The organism is Brevibacillus sp. TJ4 (assembly GCF_044627595.2).
In the GTDB taxonomy this organism is placed as follows: domain Bacteria; phylum Bacillota; class Bacilli; order Brevibacillales; family Brevibacillaceae; genus Brevibacillus.
Genome location: NZ_CP185865.1, coordinates 213,337 through 232,083 on the forward strand (window position 1 = coordinate 213,337; position 18,747 = coordinate 232,083).

The window sequence follows — 18,747 nt, forward strand, 5'->3', positions numbered from 1 at the left end:
GGATGTGGTTGAATGCAGGTTTTGCAGCAGTTTCTATATGCGATTATTTTGCTATCGAACATTATTTTGGCGGCCGTTCTCATTTTTTTGGAGAGAAGAAATATCGCAGCCACCTGGGCGTGGTTGATGGTACTGCTGTTTTTGCCGATCGTCGGATTTGTGCTGTACCTGATCTTTGGGCAGAAGCTGAACAAACGAAGGCTGTACCGGCTCAAGGAAGGGGAGCTTTCCCAATTCCATTCGGTCGTGGAAAGGGAAAAGCAATTGCTGGAGAGCGGCGCGTTCCGCGTCCACGACCCGGCAATCGAAAAGCATCGCGACATGATCTACATGAACCTGGTCAGTGACGGAGCCCTGTATACGCAAGACAACGTCGTGCGGATATACACGGAGGGGCAGCCGCTGTTCGAGGAGATGCTCGCGGAAATAGAGCAGGCGAAGGAGCATATCCACCTGCTGTACTACATTATTCGCAATGACGAGCTGGGCAAACGGTTGCGGGAGCTCTTGGTCGCCAAGGCCAAACAAGGCGTGGAGGTCAGGGTGCTGTACGACGCCGTCGGTTCGCCGAATACGATGGCCCGCTTCTTCCGTCCGTTGGTGGCGGCCGGGGGAGAGGCTGTTCCCTTTTTTCCTTCCAAAATTCCGCTGGTCAATTTTCGCGTCAACTTCCGCAACCACCGGAAGCTGACGATTATCGACGGCGCGATCGGCTACATCGGCGGCTTCAACATCGGGGACGAGTACCTGGGCAAAAGCAAGCATTTGGGCTACTGGCGGGACACGCATCTGCGCATCCAGGGAAACGCCGTCTACATGCTGCAATCGCGCTTTTTTCTCGACTGGAACCTGGCATCGCCCAAGCGGATGGAGCAGTCGTCTTTCTACTTCCCGGAATGTGACAGGGTGGCGGACGGCAGCGGCGTGCAGATCGTCTCCAGCGGTCCCAACTCGGAAAAGCAGCAAATCAAGCATGCACTGCTGAAAATGATCTACAAGGCGAAAAAGAGGATTTATTTGCAAACTCCATATTTTATTCCTGACGATAACATTTTAACAGCATTAAAAATGGCGGCGATGTCCGGTGTAGACGTCCGGGTAATGATTCCCGGTCGCCCCGACTCCAAGATGGTCTACTGGGCCTCCCACTCGTATTTGGGAGACGTGGTGAAAAGCGGAGTGCGCTGTTTTTTGTACGAAAAAGGCTTCATGCACGCCAAGACGATTGTCGTCGATTCCGAACTCGCCTCGGTCGGGACAGCCAACGTGGACATCCGCAGCTTCAAGCTCAATTTTGAAACGAATGCCTTCCTGTACGACTCCAAGCTGGCGACGCAGTTGGAGGAGCAGTTCCTCTCCGATCAAAAGGATTGCCAGGAAGTGACGATGGAGGAGTACGTGAAGCGGCCCTTGCATTTGCGCATGCTGGAGTCGCTGACTCGGCTTTTGTCGCCGATTTTGTAAAAAAAAAAGCCGCCCTTCATTGAGGGGCGGCTTTTTTGGCGGTGCAGCGGTCAGCCTGGTCAAATATCGGCTGCCAAGATCGCAAGCGGTCCGTTTTCGTCGATGATCGGTTCGAGATCGTACACCGAGATCGGAAACATCGGAAAGCCGACATAATACGGCGTGATGGCGTACAACTGAAAATAGATGACCAGGGTTTTGTCAGCGAGATAAAATTCCTGGTCCGGACTAATCGCGGTAAATTCCTGCAGGGTCGGGATTTGCCGCCTTCTGATCTGTTCCTTGACGTGGGCGGAAATGACCTCGACGTAGTTGCTGCCGGGCTTGAACAGGCTGCGCAGGCTGTAGATGGCGCCGGTATGGATATTGGCTGTCACCGAGCCGAGAAACGTCATGCCATGCGCCATGCGCGGGGTGTAGGCGTAGTTGCTCAGGGTGGTGCTGAAAATGCCCCGCTGGTTGTTCTTGATCTCGTAGCTGCCTTGCATTTGGGTATCGCCGGGAACCTGGACATTTTGCTGGTCTTTGATCAGCCCTTGGACAGTCTGGAAGAGGATGCGGTTGATTTGCGTTTCCGCCTGGTGATTGGCCAGATTCGCCAACTGCGGGTAGTAAATCTGGCGGTTCCTGCCGGTGACGGCGCGGGTCAGAACAGTAGCGGGAAGCTGTGGTTGTGGCATGTACCTCGTATGCCTCCTTTGCAAATTTCTGTCTCCTGCAATAGCCTATTCGCAAGCCGAAAAAGAGGTTTGCGATTTTTGCCAAATTATTCACATACTAGGATAGTGCTGGAGTCATAAGCGTTTTATAATGAAAGGAGAAGTACAAGAAGATGAGTAGTTCAAAAGGAGGGGCTGTATGATTCAGTTGATTCGCAACACCCTGACTAACAAAGAAGGCTTTATGATTTTTATTTTGTGGAATCATTTATGGTTGGCTGCTCTCATCGCGTATCAGTTCGAGGCAAGTTTTTGGAGTGTCAGCTCTTTGGGACTCATCGTTACATTGATCGTATCGCCTTATTACTTCATCCGTAAAAACAGCCGGGTCATTCGCTATCTGGTCGCGACCGGCCTGATGTTTTACGCGATCTCCTTCGACCATTTCACGCAGTATGATGAGGTTGCGTTTCTTTCTTTTATCGTGATGGGTTTTCTGGCGGCCTATCTCGATTGGAAAGTGGTCGTGTATACGGGCTTGATGGAGATTTTGGCTACCGTCACTGGATACACGACTGGCATGTTCGAGCTGTTTAGCGGCGATGCCAACGAGGTCAACCTGATCGTGCGCATGGTGATGATCATTGTGATGATGATTGCTTTGAGTTACCTGTGCCTGGCTGGACAAGCATCGCTGAAAAAGGCGGAAGACGCGCGCCTGGAAGCCGAGGAAAAGGAACAGCGACTGACGGAAATGCTGGAACAGATCCAGGTGATGACGGAACAGCTGGATCGCACCTCGCAGTTTGTCCTCGGCCATGCGGAAGGAACCCGGCAAAACACAGACGACATGATGATCGCCTTCAAGGAAGTGGCTACGGGCATGGAGGCGCAGGCCAATTCGACATTGAAGATCGAAGAGGAAGTGCAGTCGATCGACCACGAAATCGTCGATGTCTCCGAAAAGGCGGCGACGATGAAGGACGAGGCGGACCAAAACAACCGCAGATTGGCGGAAAGTGTCGCGATGATGAACGAGCTGTCCAGGCAAATGGATCAGATCGTACAAGCCGTCGACATCACATCGACCACGATCCATCAGTTGAACCGCCAGGCCAACCGGGTAGAAGAAATTGTCGCGGCGATTAATCAGATTGCGGCACAGACCAATATATTGGCGCTCAATGCGGCGATCGAGTCGGCGCGCGCCGGGGAGCACGGTCGCGGTTTTGCTGTCGTCGCCGACGAGGTGCGCAAGCTGGCTGAACAATGCGCCAACGCTACCGAGGAAATCGTGCAGATCTTGCAGGTACTGCACAGTGAAAGCCAAAATGCGGTACAGCATATGAGCAATGGCGAGGCGTCTGTCGCCAAGGGACAGGAATTGGCAGTCCAGACCGTAGCCTCGATTGAAACGGTGCGTACGGGAATGGAATCGTTCGTGACGGCGACCGAGCACGTCCGCACGAGCATGGATCGGATCAAAAGCAGGTCGAGCGAGGTGGCGTCCGAGATGTCGACGATTACGGCCGTCACGGAACAGTCGGTTGCCAACCTGGAGGAGCTGTTTGCGACCGCCGAGAACCAGCACCAAAAAGTACGGGAGATTACGGAAGAGCTGGGCGAGTTGAACAAATTGTCCCACCGCCTGCAGCAATCCTTCCACACATCGTAAAAGCAGCAGAAGATCGTAGGGCGAAAATGAGGCACGCAGGCCCCCTACCCGCATCGCGGAAGGAGCAGGATGGAGATGCTAGTCAATTTGCAAGTAGACCCAAGGCAATTGCCCAAGCGGGTCATCGTTTGCGGTGATCCCAAGCGGGCAGCCGCGATCGCGTCCCGGCTGGACGGGCATCGTCCCATTGGAGCAAACCGGGAATACCACAGCTTTGCCGGTTTCTGGAAGGGCACAGAGGTCGGCGTCGTCAGCCACGGTGTCGGCGCGCCAGGTGCGGCCGTCTGTTTCGAACAGTTGGCCAAAGGAGGCGTGCAGGCGATCATTCGCGTCGGGACGGCTGGCTCCTACCAACGCGAGATCAAGCCGGGCAGCCTCGTCATCAGCACATCGGCTGTTCGGCAGGATGGATTGACCAGCCAGCTCGTTCCGCCAGGTTTCCCGGCTGTGCCGGATCGCCATGTGGTGGAGGCGCTGGTACAAGCAGCTTCGTCTCGTAACGATCGCCTTCCGGTAGCAGAAGGGATGACCTTGACTCTGGACGTCTTCTACAGCGGGGTGCTGGAATTTCCGCACAAACTGTACCAAAAGGCGGGTGTGCTCGCGGTAGAGATGGAAAATACGGCGTTGTTCGTCATCTCGTCGCTTCGCGGAGTCAAGGCAGGTGCGATTTTGGCGATTGACGGTTACGCCGATGCCGACTTGCAGGAGGAGTACAACCCGCATACCGAGGAAGTAGCGCGGGCCGTAGAAGAAGAGGCCGTGATCGCGCTCGATGCCCTGGTTGCAGTGGAATTGTAAACAAAATGCCAAATTTTGGTGAACAAACGAGGGAGCATTTCGCGCCTGCAGTGAGCAGGAGTGCGGAAATGCCCCCTTTTTTTGTTTGCCCAAGCAAGACAAAGAGCGCGCAGCAGAGTTTAACGAAATCACAGAGGATTGTTTACATTTGCTTCACGTCAGATTAACGAGCTTTTTGTACCATTCAAGGTGCGAAAGTAAATGGGCTCCTTGAAGCGGGGATAGAAAAAGCCTCCAGGATATGATGAACACGAAAAATTTTCATAAAAATCAGTTATTTTTATCTTCCCCCTTACATGCCAGCGAAGGAGAATGTACACGATGAATCGGGTTTTGATGTTTGACTTGGATGGTACGCTGGTGGACAGCCGCGATGCCGTCATTGAGTCGGTCGCTCATACAGCAGAGCATTTTGCACCGGGGCAGTTTAGCCGAGAAGAGCTTGTTTCCCGTTTTGGCGAGTCGTTCGACGACTTTCTCATGGATGTTGCGCTAGCAGCAGGCAAGCTCGACAAAAGCGAGGTGCTGTCGCACTACTTCGCTCATGTGCGCGCTCATCTGGAGGACCATGCCACATTGTTCACCGGCGTACGGGATGGATTGGAGCAGTTGAAAGCAGCCGGGTACCAACTGGCTATCGTCACCAACAAACAACGGGAATTCGCCGTAGCAACACTGGAGCTGGCGGGCATCGCCGGGCTGTTTGACGCAGTAGTGGCGGTCGATGATGTCGCGCGGGGAAAACCGTCTGCAGAGCCTCTGCAAAAAGCGTTGCAGGAGCTGGACAAACAGCCGTGGGAAGCCGTAATGATCGGCGACAGTCGCTTTGATGTGCTGGCTTCCAAAGCAGCCGGTGTGCCAGCTGTCGTACTGGAATGGTATGGGCGTGAAGAGTGGACCAATGCCAACCCGGATAAGCGGTTTCCCGATTTTCAGACCTTCGCTTTTGAAATGTTGACTGTGAAAACCAAAGCAGGAGGATGAGGAAATGGCAGAGGTGGTACTTCATCAGATTAGCAAAACCTTTCACAATCAAAACGTCGTAAAGGGAATCAGTCTGTTCGTTCCCGACGGATCGTTTACCGTTCTGGTTGGCCCTTCAGGGTGCGGGAAATCAACAACCCTGCGGATGATTGCCGGTCTGGAAAGCGCCACAGAAGGAGAAATCAGGATCGGCGATACCGTAGTCAACCAGCTTCCGCCTGGAAAGCGGGACGTGGCAATGGTGTTCCAGAACTATGCGCTCTATCCGACGATGAACGTATTTGACAATATCGCCTACGGCCTGCGCAACCGGGGTACGCCGAAGAAGGAGTGCAAGGTTCTCGTCGAGGAGATCGCGGAAATCGTCGGTCTGACGCCGTATCTCAAGCGCAAGCCGTCCCAGCTCTCTGGTGGGCAGCGGCAGCGTGTCGCGCTGGCCCGTGCCATGGTGAAAAAGCCCAAGGTGTTTTTGATGGACGAACCGCTCTCCAATCTGGATGCCAAGCTGCGCAACCAGATGCGCGTCGAGCTGACCAGTTTGCACAAGCAGTTGGGCAGCACCTTTATCTACGTCACGCACGACCAGGTCGAGGCGATGACGATGGGAGACCAGATTGTCGTGATGAACGAAGGCAACATCATGCAGGTCGCTGCTCCGATGGATTTGTACCAGGAGCCGGAAAACCTGTTCGTCGCCCAGTTTATCGGTTCTCCAGCCATGAATATCATCCCTGCGGAGAACGGCAGCGGGAATCTCTGGGGTTTCCGCCCGGAAAAGGCCGTGATCTTGCCAGATGCAGTTTCCCAGGTAGGCGGACAGGAGATGCTCACCCTGCGTGGTCGCGTCGTTTCGCGGGAAATACTCGGAGCCGAGTCGCTGTATTACGTGCAGACGGAAAAAGGCAGGGTAGTCGTCAAGGTCGACACGGACAACGGCGTGGACATCGACAGCAACGTCCAGGTCTGCGTGTCGCCATCGTACCTGTACGAATTTGACCAACATTCCGGGAAACGGATCGTACGGTCGGCGACGGAGCGGAATCAGATGCTCGCTGGAGGGGGTGTCTGATGCGGAAAGAAGCGACAGTCCACGGGCTGGCTGAAGCCGTCACCCCGGCTGCACAGCAGCGGACTGCAGGATTTGCCCAGACCTGGATGGAGCGGATTCGTCCCTATCTGTATGTAACGCCGGCGATGATTTTTTTCACCCTGTTTTTCTTCTTTCCCATCGCCTACGTCATCTATCTTTCCTTCTTTGACTGGTCGCTTCTCAATCTGGATGAGATCGAACTGGTCGGGTTGGAAAATTACACCGAGCTGCTTGGCGACTCCGATTTTTACCAGGTATTGGGCAACTCGTTTGTGTACACGGTCTGTACGGTGGGGCTGGGTATCGTTCTCTCCTTTTTCCTGGCGCTGTGGCTCAACCAAAAAGCCAAGGTTTACGGCGTGATCCAGGCGGCTGTGTTCAGTCCGCACATCATTTCGCTCGTATCGGTGTCGATGCTGTGGATGTGGCTGATGGATACGCAGTACGGACTGTTGAACGCCATCCTGGAGATGGTCGGACTCCCGGGCTATACCTGGCTCGCCCAACCGGGAAGCGCGATGGTGTCGCTGATTCTCGTCAGCATCTGGAAAGGGCTCGGCTACAATACGCTCGTCTTCATCGCCGGGTTGCAGAGCATTCCCCGGGATATTTACGAAGCGGCGCAGCTCGACCACTCTCCCTGGTGGAGAACACTGACCCGGATCACTGTTCCGATGCTGTCGCCTACGCTGTTCTTTTTGCTGGTGATCAATACGGTCTCGTCCTTTCAAGTCTTTGACACGATCTACATTATGACCCAGGGCGGACCGATCAACAGCACCAACATGCTCGTCTTCTACATCTACGAACAAGGAATCGACTTCTACAACGGCGGTGCAGCCTCTGCTGCTTCGGTGATCCTGCTGGCTGTGGTCGGCATCCTGACCTTCCTGCACTTCCGGGTCATGGGAAAACGCGTCCACTACCAGTAAAAGAAAGGAGGAGACCACATGGGACAGATCGGAAAAATCAGCCTGAAAACCATCGAGTGGGTCCTACTGGCGGCAGTCGCGCTGGTGTTCGTTTTCCCGTTCTTGTGGATGCTTTTGACGGCGTTCAAAACCATGCCTGAAGTATACCGGTTCCCTCCGACCTGGTGGCCGGAATCGTGGCTGATCGAGAACTTCCGCATCGCCTGGAGCTCGGGACCATTTCTCACCTATTTGTGGAACAGCCTGGTCGTCGCCGTGGGCACGCTGATTTTGCAGTTCCTCATCGGCGTACCCGCAGCCTATGCGTTTGCCCGGTACAACTTCCGGGGGAAAAAGCTGCTGTTCGGCATGAGCCTGATTGCCCTGATGATTCCCTCGCAAGTGATCTTTTTGCCTGTATACGTGCAGATGAGCCACTGGGGACTGGTGGATACGCTGTGGGCGCTCATCCTGCCGTTTGGCGCGAGTGCATTTGGCATCTTCCTGCTGCGGCAGTCGTTCATGCAGGTGCCAGACGAGGTGATTGAAGCCGCCCGACTGGACAATGCCTCCGAGTGGAAAATCATGTGGACGATCATGGTGCCTTTGGCGAAGCCGGTGCTGGTCACATTCGGACTGTTCAGTTTCATTTACCACTGGAACGACTATTTCTGGCCGCTGATTATGACCAACAGCGAAAGCGTCCGTACGCTGCCGATCGGGATTTCCATGCTCAAGGCTGCAGAAGGCGGCAAGCAGTGGAATGTCATCATGGCGGGGAATATGATTCTCGTCCTGCCGATTCTCGTCGTGTTCTTCTTTGCGCAACGCCATATTATCAACGCATTTGTATACCAATCCAAGTAAAGTTTCTCTACCTGACCTGAGGAGGAAAAGAATAATGAGGAATTTTCATGTATCCATGATTGCGTGTGTGTTGAGTGTGACGACATTTTTGGCCGGATGCGGCAGCAACCCGTCTTCGACCGGCACTACGAGCGGTGCAGGTTCGACGTCCGCACCTGCGGCAAGTCAGACTGAAGCTGCCAGCCAACCGGTCGAGATCGATTTCTGGTACTCGCTTGGCGGTCGCAACGGAGAGCTGATCCAGGGGCTGGTGTCAAAGTTTAACGATAGCCACCCGCACATCAAGGTAAATGCTTCGTATCAGGGAGATTACTATGAAAACCACTCCAAGGTACTGGCTGCGGTAGCGGCAAACAACCAGCCGGACGTGACGATGGTCGAGGTAGGTTCGATCGGGGCGTTTGCCGATGCCAAAGTGCTGGAGGATCTGGGTCCGTACGCCAACGGAGCCGAGAGCAAGTACATCCCAGGCCTGCTGGGCAACTCCTACTGGAACGACAAGCTGTACGCCATCCCGTTTAACCGCTCTACACCGTTGCTCTACGTAAACCGCGACATGCTCAAGGAAGCCGGACTGGACCCGAACGGACCGAAGACATGGGAAGAACTGCGCCAATTCGCCAATACCCTGACCAAAAAAGACGGGGACAAGACGGCGACATACGGCTTCTCTACGCCAATTGACATCTGGTTCTACGAAGCACTCGTCTTCCAGAGCGGCGGCCTGGTCGTAACGGATGACGGCAAGCTGGGCATCAACACGCCAGAAGGAAAAGCGCCACTGCAATTCTGGACCGAGATGATCAAGGAAGGCAGCATGAAGGCTCCTCCAGGGGAAAAGTACAACGCCTGGGATGTAGCCAAACAAGACTTCATCAACCAGCAGGTCGCGATGATTTTCACCTCCACCGGGGATTTGCGCGGGCTGAACGAAAGCGCTCCGTTTGAGGTCGGCACTGCCTTTATGCCAGCCAACAAGAGCTACGGCGCACCGACTGGCGGGGCCAACCTGGTCATCCTGGCGAAATCGCCGGAAGAAGAAAAGAAAGCTGCCTGGGAGTTTGTCAGCTGGATGACCGATACGGCGCAAACGGTACCGTTCTCCCTGGAATCCGGGTATATGCCGGTGACGACAGAGGCAGTAGAATCGGCCGAAATGAAAGCCGCCTATGAAAAAGAACCAAACTTCCAGGTAGCAGTCAAACAACTGGAGTACGCTTCTCCACGCCCGACGGTTCCTGGCTACAAAGAACTGCAAGAAGTCATTATGACTGAAATTCAGCGCGCTGTCCTCGGTCAGGCGAGCATTGACGAGGCATTGCAGAATGCTGCGGACAAAGGGGAAAAACTGCTGAAAAAATAAGACGAGAAAAGGAGAGCGCACCATGAACGTATGTATGGCACATCGCGGTTGGTCTGGCAAGGCACCGGAAAACTCGATGACGGCAATCCGACTGGCATTGGCGGAACCCGCGATTCGCGGAATCGAGGTTGATGTACAGCTTTCCCGCGACGGCGTTCCGGTCCTGATTCACGATTTTACGCTAGGGCGAACGACGAACGGCACCGGACTCGTCAAAGACCACACGTTGGAACAGTTGCGCTCGCTGGATGCGGGCAGTTGGTACAATCCAAAATTTGCCGGAGAGCGAATCCCGACTCTGGAGGAAGCGTTGCTTGCCGCAAAAGGGCGTTGCACGCTGAATCTCGAACTGAAGGCGACGAGCGAGATGTATCCGGGACTGGCGGAAAAAGTGCTGGAACTGCTGGAGCGTCACGCAATGAAAGACCAGGTGTACATCACCTCCTTTGACCATCAATTGATTCGCCATGTCCGCTCGCTGGACGCTGACGTACAGACCGGACTGATCGTGTTCGGACGCCCGGTCATGCTGCTGGAGCAATTGCAAGCGGCGGGGGCAAACATCCTGGCGATGGAGTACACGTACTTGAACCAGGAGCTGGTCAACACGGTGATTCAGGAAGGATTCAAGGTGATCGCCTGGACGCTGGACGACCCGGATGCGATTCGTACGGTGCTGTCTTGGCATCCTGACGTTCAGATTTGTACCAACCACCCCGATCTGATGTTGGAATATCTATAAGGAATAAATGCTTGTGTGCCGCCGGAGGGGATGCGGAATCCGGCGGCTTTCCTGTTTGTTTTTTGTTAATCTTACTTTTCCTATTTATCTACTCGAAATTTAGGCTGCCTCTCTCCACGGATCGCCACACCACTCCGTACCCTTTTGCTTATATTGAGAAAAAGAGGCCAAGGAGTTGGAACAAAGGATGATCCATCCCGACACGGAGCTTCGGTATATCAATAGCCGGATCGGCTACGGGGTTTTTGCGACCCGGCTGATTCCCAAAGGAACGATCGTCTGGGCGCTCGACGACCTGGATCAAAAGCTGGACCCGGATTATGTCGAGAGACTGGACCCGCTGCGGAAGCGGGAAGTGCAAAAATACGCGTTCAAAAACCAGTTCGGACAGTACATCTTGTGCTGGGATAAGGCGAGGTTCGTCAATCACAGCTTCCATCCTACCTGCGTGGACACCATGTACGACCTGGAGTTGGCCGCCCGCGACATCTATCCCGGCGAGCAACTGACAGATGACTACGGCACGCTCAACCTGGATGAGCCGTTTGATTGCTTGCCGGAAGAGGGCACGGACCGCACGCGCGTACTGCCAGACGATCTGTTGCACTACCATCAGCGCTGGGACCGGATCGCAGAAGAAGCGTTTCGCAGCTTTCATCAGGTCAAACAGCCGCTTGGTTTTTTGATACGCCCCAAACACCGGGAGAAGATCAGGGCAATCGTGGAGCAGCAGGCCCCGATCGATTCGCTCGTCCACCTGTATTGCCGGGCAGAGCGGAAAAAAGAGGAGAGCAAGGAATAATCGGGCCTTCATCGGGTCCGATTTTGTTGAACTATAAGAGCAGAATCAGTATTATGGAGTGTAAAGGTGAAGGGAAAGGTTGATTTCGTTGGAAAACAAGGTAGCATCATCCTCTTTTATCCGAAATATCGTCATTGAAGACCTGGAAAGCGGGAAAGTAAAGGAAGTCGTTACCCGGTTCCCACCAGAGCCGAACGGATACCTTCACATTGGACATGCCAAAGCAATCTGCCTGAACTTTGAACTGGCAGACGAGTTCAATGGGAGAACCAATCTGCGTTTTGACGATACCAACCCGGTAAAGGAAGATATCGAATTCGTAGAGGCGATCAAGGAAGATGTGAAGTGGCTTGGCTTCGAATGGGACGGACTGTATTTCGCCTCGGACTACTTTGAGGAGATGTACAACAGAGCGGTGCTCTTGATCAAAAAAGGCAAGGCGTATGTGGACGATCTCCCTGCAGAAGAGATGCGCAAGCTGCGCGGTACTTTGACAGAACCGGGGGTCGAAAGCCCGTACCGCAACCGGACTGCTGAAGAAAACCTGGATTTGTTCGAACGGATGCGCAAAGGCGAGTTCAAGGACGGGGAAAAAGTGCTTCGAGCCAAGATCGACATGAGCTCCCCCAACTTCAACATGCGCGATCCGGTATTGTACCGCATCTCGCACGCACATCATCACAACACTGGCGACAAATGGTGCATCTACCCGATGTACGACTTCGCCCATCCTCTGGAGGATGCGATTGAGGGTGTTACGCACTCGCTCTGTTCGCTGGAGTTTGAAGACCACCGTCCGCTGTATGACTGGGTCATCAGCGAATGCGAGATGGAAAACGTACCGCGTCAGTACGAATTCGCCCGCCTCAATCTGACCAATACGGTGATGAGCAAGCGCAAACTGAAGCTGTTGGTCGACGAAAAGATCGTCGACGGCTGGGATGATCCGCGCATGCCGACGATTGCCGGACTGCGTCGCCGCGGGTACACACCGGAGGCCATCCGCACATTCGCCCGGGAAATCGGCGTGGCTCGCAGCAACAGCACTGTCGATGAGAAAATGCTGGAGCACTTCATTCGCGAAGACCTCAAGCTGAAAGCGCCGCGCACGATGGCTGTACTCAACCCGTTGAAAGTGGTCATTACCAACTATCCGGAAGGGCAAGTGGAGATGCTGGATGCCGAGATCAACCCGGAGAACGAAGAAATGGGCGTACGCCAAATTCCGTTTTCCCGCGAAATCTACATCGAGCAGGACGATTTCATGGAAAACCCGCCAAGCAAATACTTCCGCCTGTTCCCGGGCAATGAGGTGCGTCTCAAGCACGCGTACTTCATCAAGTGCCACGATGTCATCAAGGACGAAGCAGGCAATGTCGTGGAAATTCATTGCACCTACGACCCGGAAACGAAGAGCGGCAGTGGCTTTACCGGACGCAAAGTCAAGGGAACGATCCACTGGGTGGAGGCGAGCCAGGCTGTTCCAGCTGAATTCCGCCTGTACGAGCCATTGATCCTGGAGGACGAGGAAGACCAGGAAGGGACGTTTTTGGACAACATCAATCCAAACTCGCTGGAAATATTGAACGGCTTTGTCGAGCCGAACATGAAGGAAGCAAAGCCGCATGACAAGTTCCAGTTCTTCCGCCACGGCTACTTCAACGTCGATCCAAAGTATTCGACGGCTGACAAGCTGATCTTTAACCGGATCGTTTCGCTGAAAAGCTCGTTCGAACTGCCGAAGAAGTAAAGACAAGGCACTGTGTATACAAACGAAAAACGCTGCTGTTGCACGACGCTATACGTGCACGGCAGCGTTTTGCTCTATTCGGAAGCACAGGAGCAAGGACGACCCGCAGGCAGTGAATGGCGCTGCTTGTCAGGGAGAAAGAGGAGAGAGTATGGGAAACGAAGCGGATAGACGTGTGTTTGCTCAAGTGTGCCGATGGCAGCGAGGCGACCTGGTACTGGAATACGGCGAGGCTGGGTCATCTACGGCGCCGGTCCTCTTGCTGCTTCATGCCATCCGCAGCACGAAAATGCTATATGCCGGAATAATCCCGGAGCTAGCGAAGCAGTACCGTGTCATCGCTGTCGATCTGCGCGGCCACGGTGGTTCGATACGGGAAGCTCCTTATTCGTTTGAGCAGATTGTCGACGATCTGGCCGCATGGCTGGAGGGGATGCAAATCGAGCGTCTGACGGTTGTGGCCGCCTCCTTTGCCGCTGTTGTGGCCCAGATGCTGGCCATCCGTTTTCCGGAAAAGGTTTCCGGCTTGATCTTGCTGGACGGCGGGTATTATCGACTGAGGGAAGTGCCCGGATTTTCCGTGGAAAAGACTGCGGACAGATTGGCGGGCACAAGCTTTTCGTCGCTTGCCGAGGCGGAACGCCAATTTTCGGAACGGTACGGCGAGGGTGGGTTGCCTGCAGGTTGGATGGCGGGCGAACTCGTACAAGCGGAGGATGGGCAGTACCGGTATGCGCTACCCCGCGAGGCTTTTGTCGGGTACTTTCAGGCATACAGCACATTTGACAAGGACACGTTGTTTCGGGGGATCTCCTGTCCCGTGTTGCTGCTGCTCGCAGATGAACAGTACACGTCGCCACAGCAGCGTCCGTTTTTGCGCCAGGCAGCCGCAGCGTACCCGGAGATGGTAAAGGATGCCTGTGTGAAAGGAATCGCGGGTGCGCAGCACTTGCTGATGGTGACGCACCCTCGCGAGACGATCCGGGAAATACACGCTTTTGCGAAAGACTTGTCGTAGTTACGTTCGCCACTTCCGCAAATGTTGGCGGATGTCAGCAGCGACACGGGTGGGATCATCCATTTGAAAGATCACATATCGATACTTTTCATGGCCGTCCAGCTCGATGATGACCAGCGGCACTCTCTGGGCGTATGAGAGAAAATACCACTCATTCGCATATTTGTAGCTCCCTTCGTAAATGTTCATTCCGGGAATGGACGTCCCTGGCATCCGCAGCATCCATCGGGGGGCGTCAAACGTATCGACGAGCACGTGCTTGATAGAAGAGTACGGCATCCTCACGCTGCTTTTCATTGCGAAAAAACGGGTGAGACCAGTCAAGTGGAGCGTGAGGCCTTCTTTGTCAAACTGTATGTTTCGTCCCATTACAGCCTCCTTTCACCAATAGAGTACCATAATAATAAGGGGACTTGCGCCAAGGCTAGTCCCCTTTTGTATGCAATCGTTTATGGCAGTCGTTTTGCCTCGCGCAGCAGCGTGTTGATTTGTTCTGCCTGGAGCGTGTTTTGATTCCCGTCGTTCATCTGCTTTTTCACCTGCTCAAAGGCTTGCAGGCCTTCGCGGGAAGTGACGGTCATTACCTGTGCATCACTGCCGTAGAGCCGCTCGATCTGGTCGCGTATGTGCGCGAAAGATTGGGTCTGCGCCTTCGTGCCCATCGTCCCGGACGTGCCATCCGGCCATTCCGGGCTGCGGGCGGAGCTCCCCCTTACATTGCTGAGCAGGTGTGCTTGCATCGGGTCCGCCTGGTTGATCGAAGACGTGTTGGCAGAAGCGGGAGCAATCACAATCATGTCGTTGACAATCAACGCTTGTACGCCATGAATGCCAGCAGCGTTCAACTTCGACTCGAGGTTCGTAGACGGACCTCCGGCGTGCAAGCCGGAGCTGCCGATGGTGCTGTACAGCGATGTTCCCATGCCGCTAAAGGTATTGTTGTCGCGGTTGGTCGTCAGCTGTTTGTCGCGATCGACGCTGGGAATGACAGTGACTCCGTTTTGCTGGGTGTGTGCCCCGTGTTCCCCGGAATGCGTCTGATTTTCCTGGGGTTGCTGTGGTGTAGCCTGGTTGTTGTTGCAGGCTGACAGTAGTAGCAGCAAGCCGAGACTTCCTGCGCTCAGCCATCGTGATGCTCGTCTCATCGTATCCCTCCAAATTTGTGTCTGGCGTGCGCAAAAATGGTGCGGTCAGCCTGAAACAGCCATCCCGCATTTCTTGGTGGAAATTATTTCTCATTATCTGTTTATAGCTGGGAAAATATGCACAAAAAGGAGAGTAGAGACATCAGGAGGTGGTAGTGTTGGAACAGAATGAGCACAAAGAACAGCCCGTATCACGCCGGAAATTTCTCAAAAACTCCGGCATGATACTCGGAGGACTCGTTGTTGGCGGTGTAGCAGGAAGCCTGTTGGCGAGAACACAGGAAGCGCCGCAACAACCAGGGGCAGCACCGACTCCAACCGATTTCAACCAGGCGCTCATGTATTTCACACCGGAGCAGTTCAAAGTCGTGGAAGCCGCGTGTGAGCGGATTTTCCCGGAAGATGAACTGGGACCAGGGGCAAAAGCGCTGGGTGCAGCCTACTTTATCGACCACCAGCTAGCAGGTGAGTGGGGCTTCAACGGACGTGACTACATGCAGGGGCCGTTTTATCCCGGCGAGGCGACGCAAGGCTATCAAGGGCGTCTGAAACGCAGGGAAATTTTTGACATCGGCATCCAGGAAATGAACAACTACAGCAATAACGTGCATGGAAAACGATTCAGCGAACTGACTCCCGAACAGCAGGATGAGGTACTGAAAGCGTTCGAGGCAGGGGAGGTCAACCTGACCACGATCTCTGCCACAGCCTTCTTCCAAATGCTCCGTTCGGCCACACTGGAGGGCTTGTATGCCGATCCGCTATACGGAGGGAACAAGAACATGGAGGGCTGGCGCTTGAAACGATACCCCGGAAACCAGATGGCGTATACGCAAGTGATCGAGCAGGAAGAATTCGTCACGATGGAACCGCTTAGTCTGCGGGATCATCAGACCGGATAAGGGGGATTTTTTGCAATGGCACGCAGATTGCCCAAAGTAGATGTGGTAATTGTCGGGGTTGGCTGGGGGGGCGGCATCATCGCCTCGGAGCTGACCAGGCAAGGATTGACGGTAGTCGGATTGGAGCGGGGAAAAGAGCGCAAGACAGAAGACTACTTCATGGTCCACGACGAGCTGCGCTATGCCCTGCGCTACGAGCTGATGCAGGATTTGTCCAAGGAGACGATCACGTTTCGCAGCAATACGAACGTGCGCGCCTTGCCGATGCGTTCGTACGGATCGTTTTTGCTGGGAGACGGTCTGGGGGGAGCGGGCGTTCACTGGAACGGGCAGACGTTTCGCTTTTTGCCTTACGATTTCGAGATTCGCAGCAAGACGATTGAGCGCTACGGGGAAAACAAGATTCCGGACGGGATGACGATCCAGGACTGGGGAATCACCTACGATGAATTGGAGCCTTACTTTGACAAGTTTGAGCAGATGGCGGGTATTTCCGGTGAAGAAAACCCGCTGGGCGGCAAGCGTTCCCAGCCGTATCCGACACCGCCGATGAAGGCTTCGCCGCCGCTGAAAATGTTTGCCGAGGCGGCCAAAAAGCTGAATCTGCATCCGTATATGATGCCATCGGCGAATCTGTCCGAGGCATACACCAATCCGGACGGCATATCCCGTGCGGCTTGCCAGTATTGCGGCTATTGCGAGCGGTTTGGCTGCGAGTACGGAGCCAAGGCAGACCCTGTCGTAACCGTCATCCCGGTCGCCAAGCAGACAGGGAAATTCGAGATTCGCACGCACTCCCATGTTCGCCGCATTCTCAAAAACGGCAACAGAGCGACAGGTGTCTTGTACACGGACGTGACGACCGGGGAGGAGCTGGAGCAGCCTGCGGATATTGTCGTACTGACCAGCTATGTGTTCAACAATGCCCGACTCCTGCTGCTGTCCGGTCTTGGCAGGCCGTATGACCCGGCGACTGGTCAAGGTGTGATCGGGAAAAATTACGCCTACCAGGTCATTCGCGGCGGGGCTACCGGCTTTTTTGAGGACAGGGAATTCAACCTCTACGCCGGAGCAGGGTCCTTGGGGATGGTGCTGGACGATTATAACGGCGACAACTTCGATCATTCCGACCTCGGGTTTATCCACGGCGCCAATATCGCCATCTCCCAATTGGGGCAGCGGCCGATCGCCAACAACAAAGCACCGCAAGGCACGCCCACATGGGGCAAGGAATTCAAGGCAGCTTCGCTGAAGTATCAATACCGCACGCTCGCAGTAGGGGCACAGGGTGCTTCCATGCCGTTCCGCCACCATTTCCTCGATCTGGACCCGACGTACAAGGATGTGTTTGGGGACCCGCTGATCCGGATTACGTTTGACTTTGAGGAACAGGATCGGCAGCTTGCTGCTTTCTGTGCCGAGCGGGCGGGGGAAATCCTCAGGGAAATGGGTGCGGACACGGTCGAAGTGAATGGCAATCTCGGACCGTACGACATCACGCCGTACCAGTCCACGCATAATACCGGGGGTGTGATTATGGGCGACTCGCCGGAAACCTCTGCGGTCAATAACTATCTGCAGATGTGGGACGTGGAAAATCTCTTTGTCATCGGGGCGTCTGCCTTCCCGCACAACAGCGGCTACAACCCGACAGCGACTGTCGGAGCGCTCGCGTATCGCGCGGCGGAGGGCATCCTGAAATACAGCCAGAACGGCGGCGGTCTGGTCGGATAGCAAGTGTGCAAACAAAAACAGCGGTGGGCCAATCGGCCTGTCCGCTGTTTTTGTTTGTCCGGTGCCGGGAGTGCGGCGGTTTTTTGACCGCTGCCCGTCCCGTTTTTGTATTATAATGATGGAATCGAGCAAAGAGTAAGTAGGTGATCACGACAATGAAAATTTTGAAAAACGATTGGGCACCGCTGCTAGAAGAAGAATTTTCCAAGCCGTACTACCTGAAGCTGCGGCAGACGTTGAAGGAAGAGTACCAAAACTACACAGTGTACCCGGACATGTACGATATTTTCAACGCTTTGCACCTGACCTCCTACGAACAGGCGAAAGTCATTATTCTCGGACAAGACCCTTACCATGGGCCAGGTCAGGCTCATGGCTTGAGCTTCTCGGTCAAACCTGGCGTGCAGCCGCCCCCCTCTCTGCAAAATATTTACAAGGAGCTGCAGGCAGATCTGCAATGTACGATTCCTTCCCACGGCTACCTGGTCCATTGGGCGAAGCAGGGCGTCATGCTGCTGAACACGGTGCTGACCGTGCGCGACGGAAACGCCAATTCGCACAAAGGACTGGGCTGGGAACAATTTACCGACCGGGTCATCCACCTGCTGAATGAACGGTCGACGCCGCTCGTATTTATTCTGTGGGGTCGGCATGCGCAGGACAAGGCAGCTTTTATCGACCGGAACAAGCACTGCATCATCCAGTCTCCGCATCCCAGCCCCTTGTCTGCGCACCGAGGCTTTTTTGGCAGCCGTCCCTTCTCGCGGGCCAACCAGTTTTTGCGAGAAAACGGCATGAGCGAAATCGACTGGCAGCTCCCTCTTAAGCCGGAGGAATAAT

18 protein-coding genes are annotated in these 18,747 nt (G+C 54.6%); 15 read left to right on the forward strand and 3 right to left on the reverse strand.

Annotated elements, in window-relative coordinates; translation table 11 throughout:
* Positions 1-12 precede the first annotated feature (12 nt).
* Positions 13-1,464: a cardiolipin synthase gene (cls, locus tag ACAF76_RS00960; protein WP_400162174.1), complete on the forward strand. Its 1,452-nt coding sequence runs from the start codon at positions 13-15 to the stop codon at positions 1,462-1,464.
* A gap of 59 nt (positions 1,465-1,523) precedes the next feature.
* Here the strand turns inward: cls and ACAF76_RS00965 are convergent, their stop codons facing one another.
* Positions 1,524-2,144 carry a DUF3298 domain-containing protein gene (locus ACAF76_RS00965; protein ID WP_400162175.1) on the reverse strand — a complete coding sequence of 207 codons (621 nt, stop codon included), beginning with the start codon at positions 2,142-2,144 and terminating at the stop codon, positions 1,524-1,526.
* A 178-nt stretch (positions 2,145-2,322) separates the two neighbouring features.
* Between ACAF76_RS00965 and ACAF76_RS00970 the strand changes: the two genes are divergently transcribed.
* From ACAF76_RS00970 to ACAF76_RS01020, 11 genes are all read left to right on the forward strand, one after another.
* A complete protein-coding gene (locus ACAF76_RS00970; RefSeq protein ID WP_400162176.1) occupies positions 2,323-3,798 on the forward strand; it encodes a methyl-accepting chemotaxis protein in 1,476 nt (491 codons plus the stop codon).
* Between the two features lie 75 nt (positions 3,799-3,873).
* Positions 3,874-4,599 (forward strand): nucleoside phosphorylase, encoded by a 726-nt coding sequence (locus ACAF76_RS00975; protein ID WP_400162177.1) that lies wholly within the window; start codon positions 3,874-3,876, stop codon positions 4,597-4,599.
* Positions 4,600-4,920: 321 nt separating this feature from the next.
* Complete coding sequence (locus ACAF76_RS00980; protein WP_400162178.1) at positions 4,921-5,583, forward strand: HAD family hydrolase; 663 nt, start codon at positions 4,921-4,923, stop codon at positions 5,581-5,583.
* Positions 5,584-5,587: 4 nt separating this feature from the next.
* Positions 5,588-6,652: an ABC transporter ATP-binding protein gene (locus ACAF76_RS00985; protein WP_400162179.1), complete on the forward strand. Its 1,065-nt coding sequence runs from the start codon at positions 5,588-5,590 to the stop codon at positions 6,650-6,652.
* Complete coding sequence (locus tag ACAF76_RS00990; RefSeq protein WP_400162180.1) at positions 6,652-7,605, forward strand: carbohydrate ABC transporter permease; 954 nt, start codon at positions 6,652-6,654, stop codon at positions 7,603-7,605. The genes ACAF76_RS00985 and ACAF76_RS00990 overlap by 1 nt, the downstream gene beginning before the upstream one ends.
* Before the next feature lie 18 nt (positions 7,606-7,623).
* Entirely contained in the window at positions 7,624-8,451 is an 828-nt protein-coding gene (locus tag ACAF76_RS00995; protein ID WP_400162182.1) for a carbohydrate ABC transporter permease, read from the forward strand.
* Between the two features lie 34 nt (positions 8,452-8,485).
* Positions 8,486-9,814: an ABC transporter substrate-binding protein gene (locus ACAF76_RS01000; protein ID WP_400162183.1), complete on the forward strand. Its 1,329-nt coding sequence runs from the start codon at positions 8,486-8,488 to the stop codon at positions 9,812-9,814.
* A gap of 22 nt (positions 9,815-9,836) precedes the next feature.
* Entirely contained in the window at positions 9,837-10,556 is a 720-nt protein-coding gene (locus ACAF76_RS01005; protein ID WP_400162184.1) for a glycerophosphodiester phosphodiesterase, read from the forward strand.
* A gap of 187 nt (positions 10,557-10,743) precedes the next feature.
* Positions 10,744-11,358: an SET domain-containing protein gene (locus tag ACAF76_RS01010; RefSeq protein ID WP_400162641.1), complete on the forward strand. Its 615-nt coding sequence runs from the start codon at positions 10,744-10,746 to the stop codon at positions 11,356-11,358.
* Between the two features lie 79 nt (positions 11,359-11,437).
* Positions 11,438-13,108: a glutamine--tRNA ligase/YqeY domain fusion protein gene (locus ACAF76_RS01015; protein WP_400162185.1), complete on the forward strand. Its 1,671-nt coding sequence runs from the start codon at positions 11,438-11,440 to the stop codon at positions 13,106-13,108.
* 151 nt (positions 13,109-13,259) lie between these two features.
* On the forward strand, positions 13,260-14,126 hold the full coding sequence (locus ACAF76_RS01020) for an alpha/beta fold hydrolase (RefSeq protein WP_400162186.1): 867 nt from the start codon (positions 13,260-13,262) through the stop codon (positions 14,124-14,126).
* Here the strand turns inward: ACAF76_RS01020 and ACAF76_RS01025 are convergent, their stop codons facing one another.
* Positions 14,127-14,495, reverse strand: a complete 369-nt coding sequence (locus tag ACAF76_RS01025; protein ID WP_400162187.1) for a hypothetical protein — start codon at positions 14,493-14,495, stop codon at positions 14,127-14,129.
* A gap of 80 nt (positions 14,496-14,575) precedes the next feature.
* Entirely contained in the window at positions 14,576-15,271 is a 696-nt protein-coding gene (locus ACAF76_RS01030) for a hypothetical protein (RefSeq protein WP_400162188.1), read from the reverse strand.
* Between the two features lie 155 nt (positions 15,272-15,426).
* On the opposite strand from ACAF76_RS01030, the gene ACAF76_RS01035 reads away from it, so the two are divergent.
* The 3 genes from ACAF76_RS01035 (at position 15,427) to ACAF76_RS01045 (ending at position 18,746) form a co-directional block, all read left to right on the forward strand.
* Entirely contained in the window at positions 15,427-16,173 is a 747-nt protein-coding gene (locus ACAF76_RS01035; RefSeq protein WP_421617401.1) for a gluconate 2-dehydrogenase subunit 3 family protein, read from the forward strand.
* Positions 16,174-16,188: 15 nt separating this feature from the next.
* Complete coding sequence (locus tag ACAF76_RS01040) at positions 16,189-17,907, forward strand: GMC family oxidoreductase (protein WP_400162190.1); 1,719 nt, start codon at positions 16,189-16,191, stop codon at positions 17,905-17,907.
* 155 nt (positions 17,908-18,062) lie between these two features.
* Positions 18,063-18,746 (forward strand): uracil-DNA glycosylase, encoded by a 684-nt coding sequence (locus ACAF76_RS01045; protein ID WP_400162191.1) that lies wholly within the window; start codon positions 18,063-18,065, stop codon positions 18,744-18,746.
* Position 18,747 lies beyond the last annotated feature (1 nt).

What these genes read in the sequence shown, in the direction of transcription:
- cls (WP_400162174.1), top strand. Translation starts at nt 13, where the DNA reads ATGCAGGTTTTGCAGCAGTTTCTATATGCGATTATTTTGCTATCGAAC.
- ACAF76_RS00965 (WP_400162175.1), bottom strand. Translation starts at nt 2,144, where the DNA reads ATGCCACAACCACAGCTTCCCGCTACTGTTCTGACCCGCGCCGTCACC.
- ACAF76_RS00970 (WP_400162176.1), top strand. Translation starts at nt 2,323, where the DNA reads ATGATTCAGTTGATTCGCAACACCCTGACTAACAAAGAAGGCTTTATG.
- ACAF76_RS00975 (WP_400162177.1), top strand. Translation starts at nt 3,874, where the DNA reads ATGCTAGTCAATTTGCAAGTAGACCCAAGGCAATTGCCCAAGCGGGTC.
- ACAF76_RS00980 (WP_400162178.1), top strand. Translation starts at nt 4,921, where the DNA reads ATGAATCGGGTTTTGATGTTTGACTTGGATGGTACGCTGGTGGACAGC.
- ACAF76_RS00985 (WP_400162179.1), top strand. Translation starts at nt 5,588, where the DNA reads ATGGCAGAGGTGGTACTTCATCAGATTAGCAAAACCTTTCACAATCAA.
- ACAF76_RS00990 (WP_400162180.1), top strand. Translation starts at nt 6,652, where the DNA reads ATGCGGAAAGAAGCGACAGTCCACGGGCTGGCTGAAGCCGTCACCCCG.
- ACAF76_RS00995 (WP_400162182.1), top strand. Translation starts at nt 7,624, where the DNA reads ATGGGACAGATCGGAAAAATCAGCCTGAAAACCATCGAGTGGGTCCTA.
- ACAF76_RS01000 (WP_400162183.1), top strand. Translation starts at nt 8,486, where the DNA reads ATGAGGAATTTTCATGTATCCATGATTGCGTGTGTGTTGAGTGTGACG.
- ACAF76_RS01005 (WP_400162184.1), top strand. Translation starts at nt 9,837, where the DNA reads ATGAACGTATGTATGGCACATCGCGGTTGGTCTGGCAAGGCACCGGAA.
- ACAF76_RS01010 (WP_400162641.1), top strand. Translation starts at nt 10,744, where the DNA reads ATGATCCATCCCGACACGGAGCTTCGGTATATCAATAGCCGGATCGGC.
- ACAF76_RS01020 (WP_400162186.1), top strand. Translation starts at nt 13,260, where the DNA reads ATGGGAAACGAAGCGGATAGACGTGTGTTTGCTCAAGTGTGCCGATGG.
- ACAF76_RS01025 (WP_400162187.1), bottom strand. Translation starts at nt 14,495, where the DNA reads ATGGGACGAAACATACAGTTTGACAAAGAAGGCCTCACGCTCCACTTG.
- ACAF76_RS01030 (WP_400162188.1), bottom strand. Translation starts at nt 15,271, where the DNA reads ATGAGACGAGCATCACGATGGCTGAGCGCAGGAAGTCTCGGCTTGCTG.
- ACAF76_RS01040 (WP_400162190.1), top strand. Translation starts at nt 16,189, where the DNA reads ATGGCACGCAGATTGCCCAAAGTAGATGTGGTAATTGTCGGGGTTGGC.
- ACAF76_RS01045 (WP_400162191.1), top strand. Translation starts at nt 18,063, where the DNA reads ATGAAAATTTTGAAAAACGATTGGGCACCGCTGCTAGAAGAAGAATTT.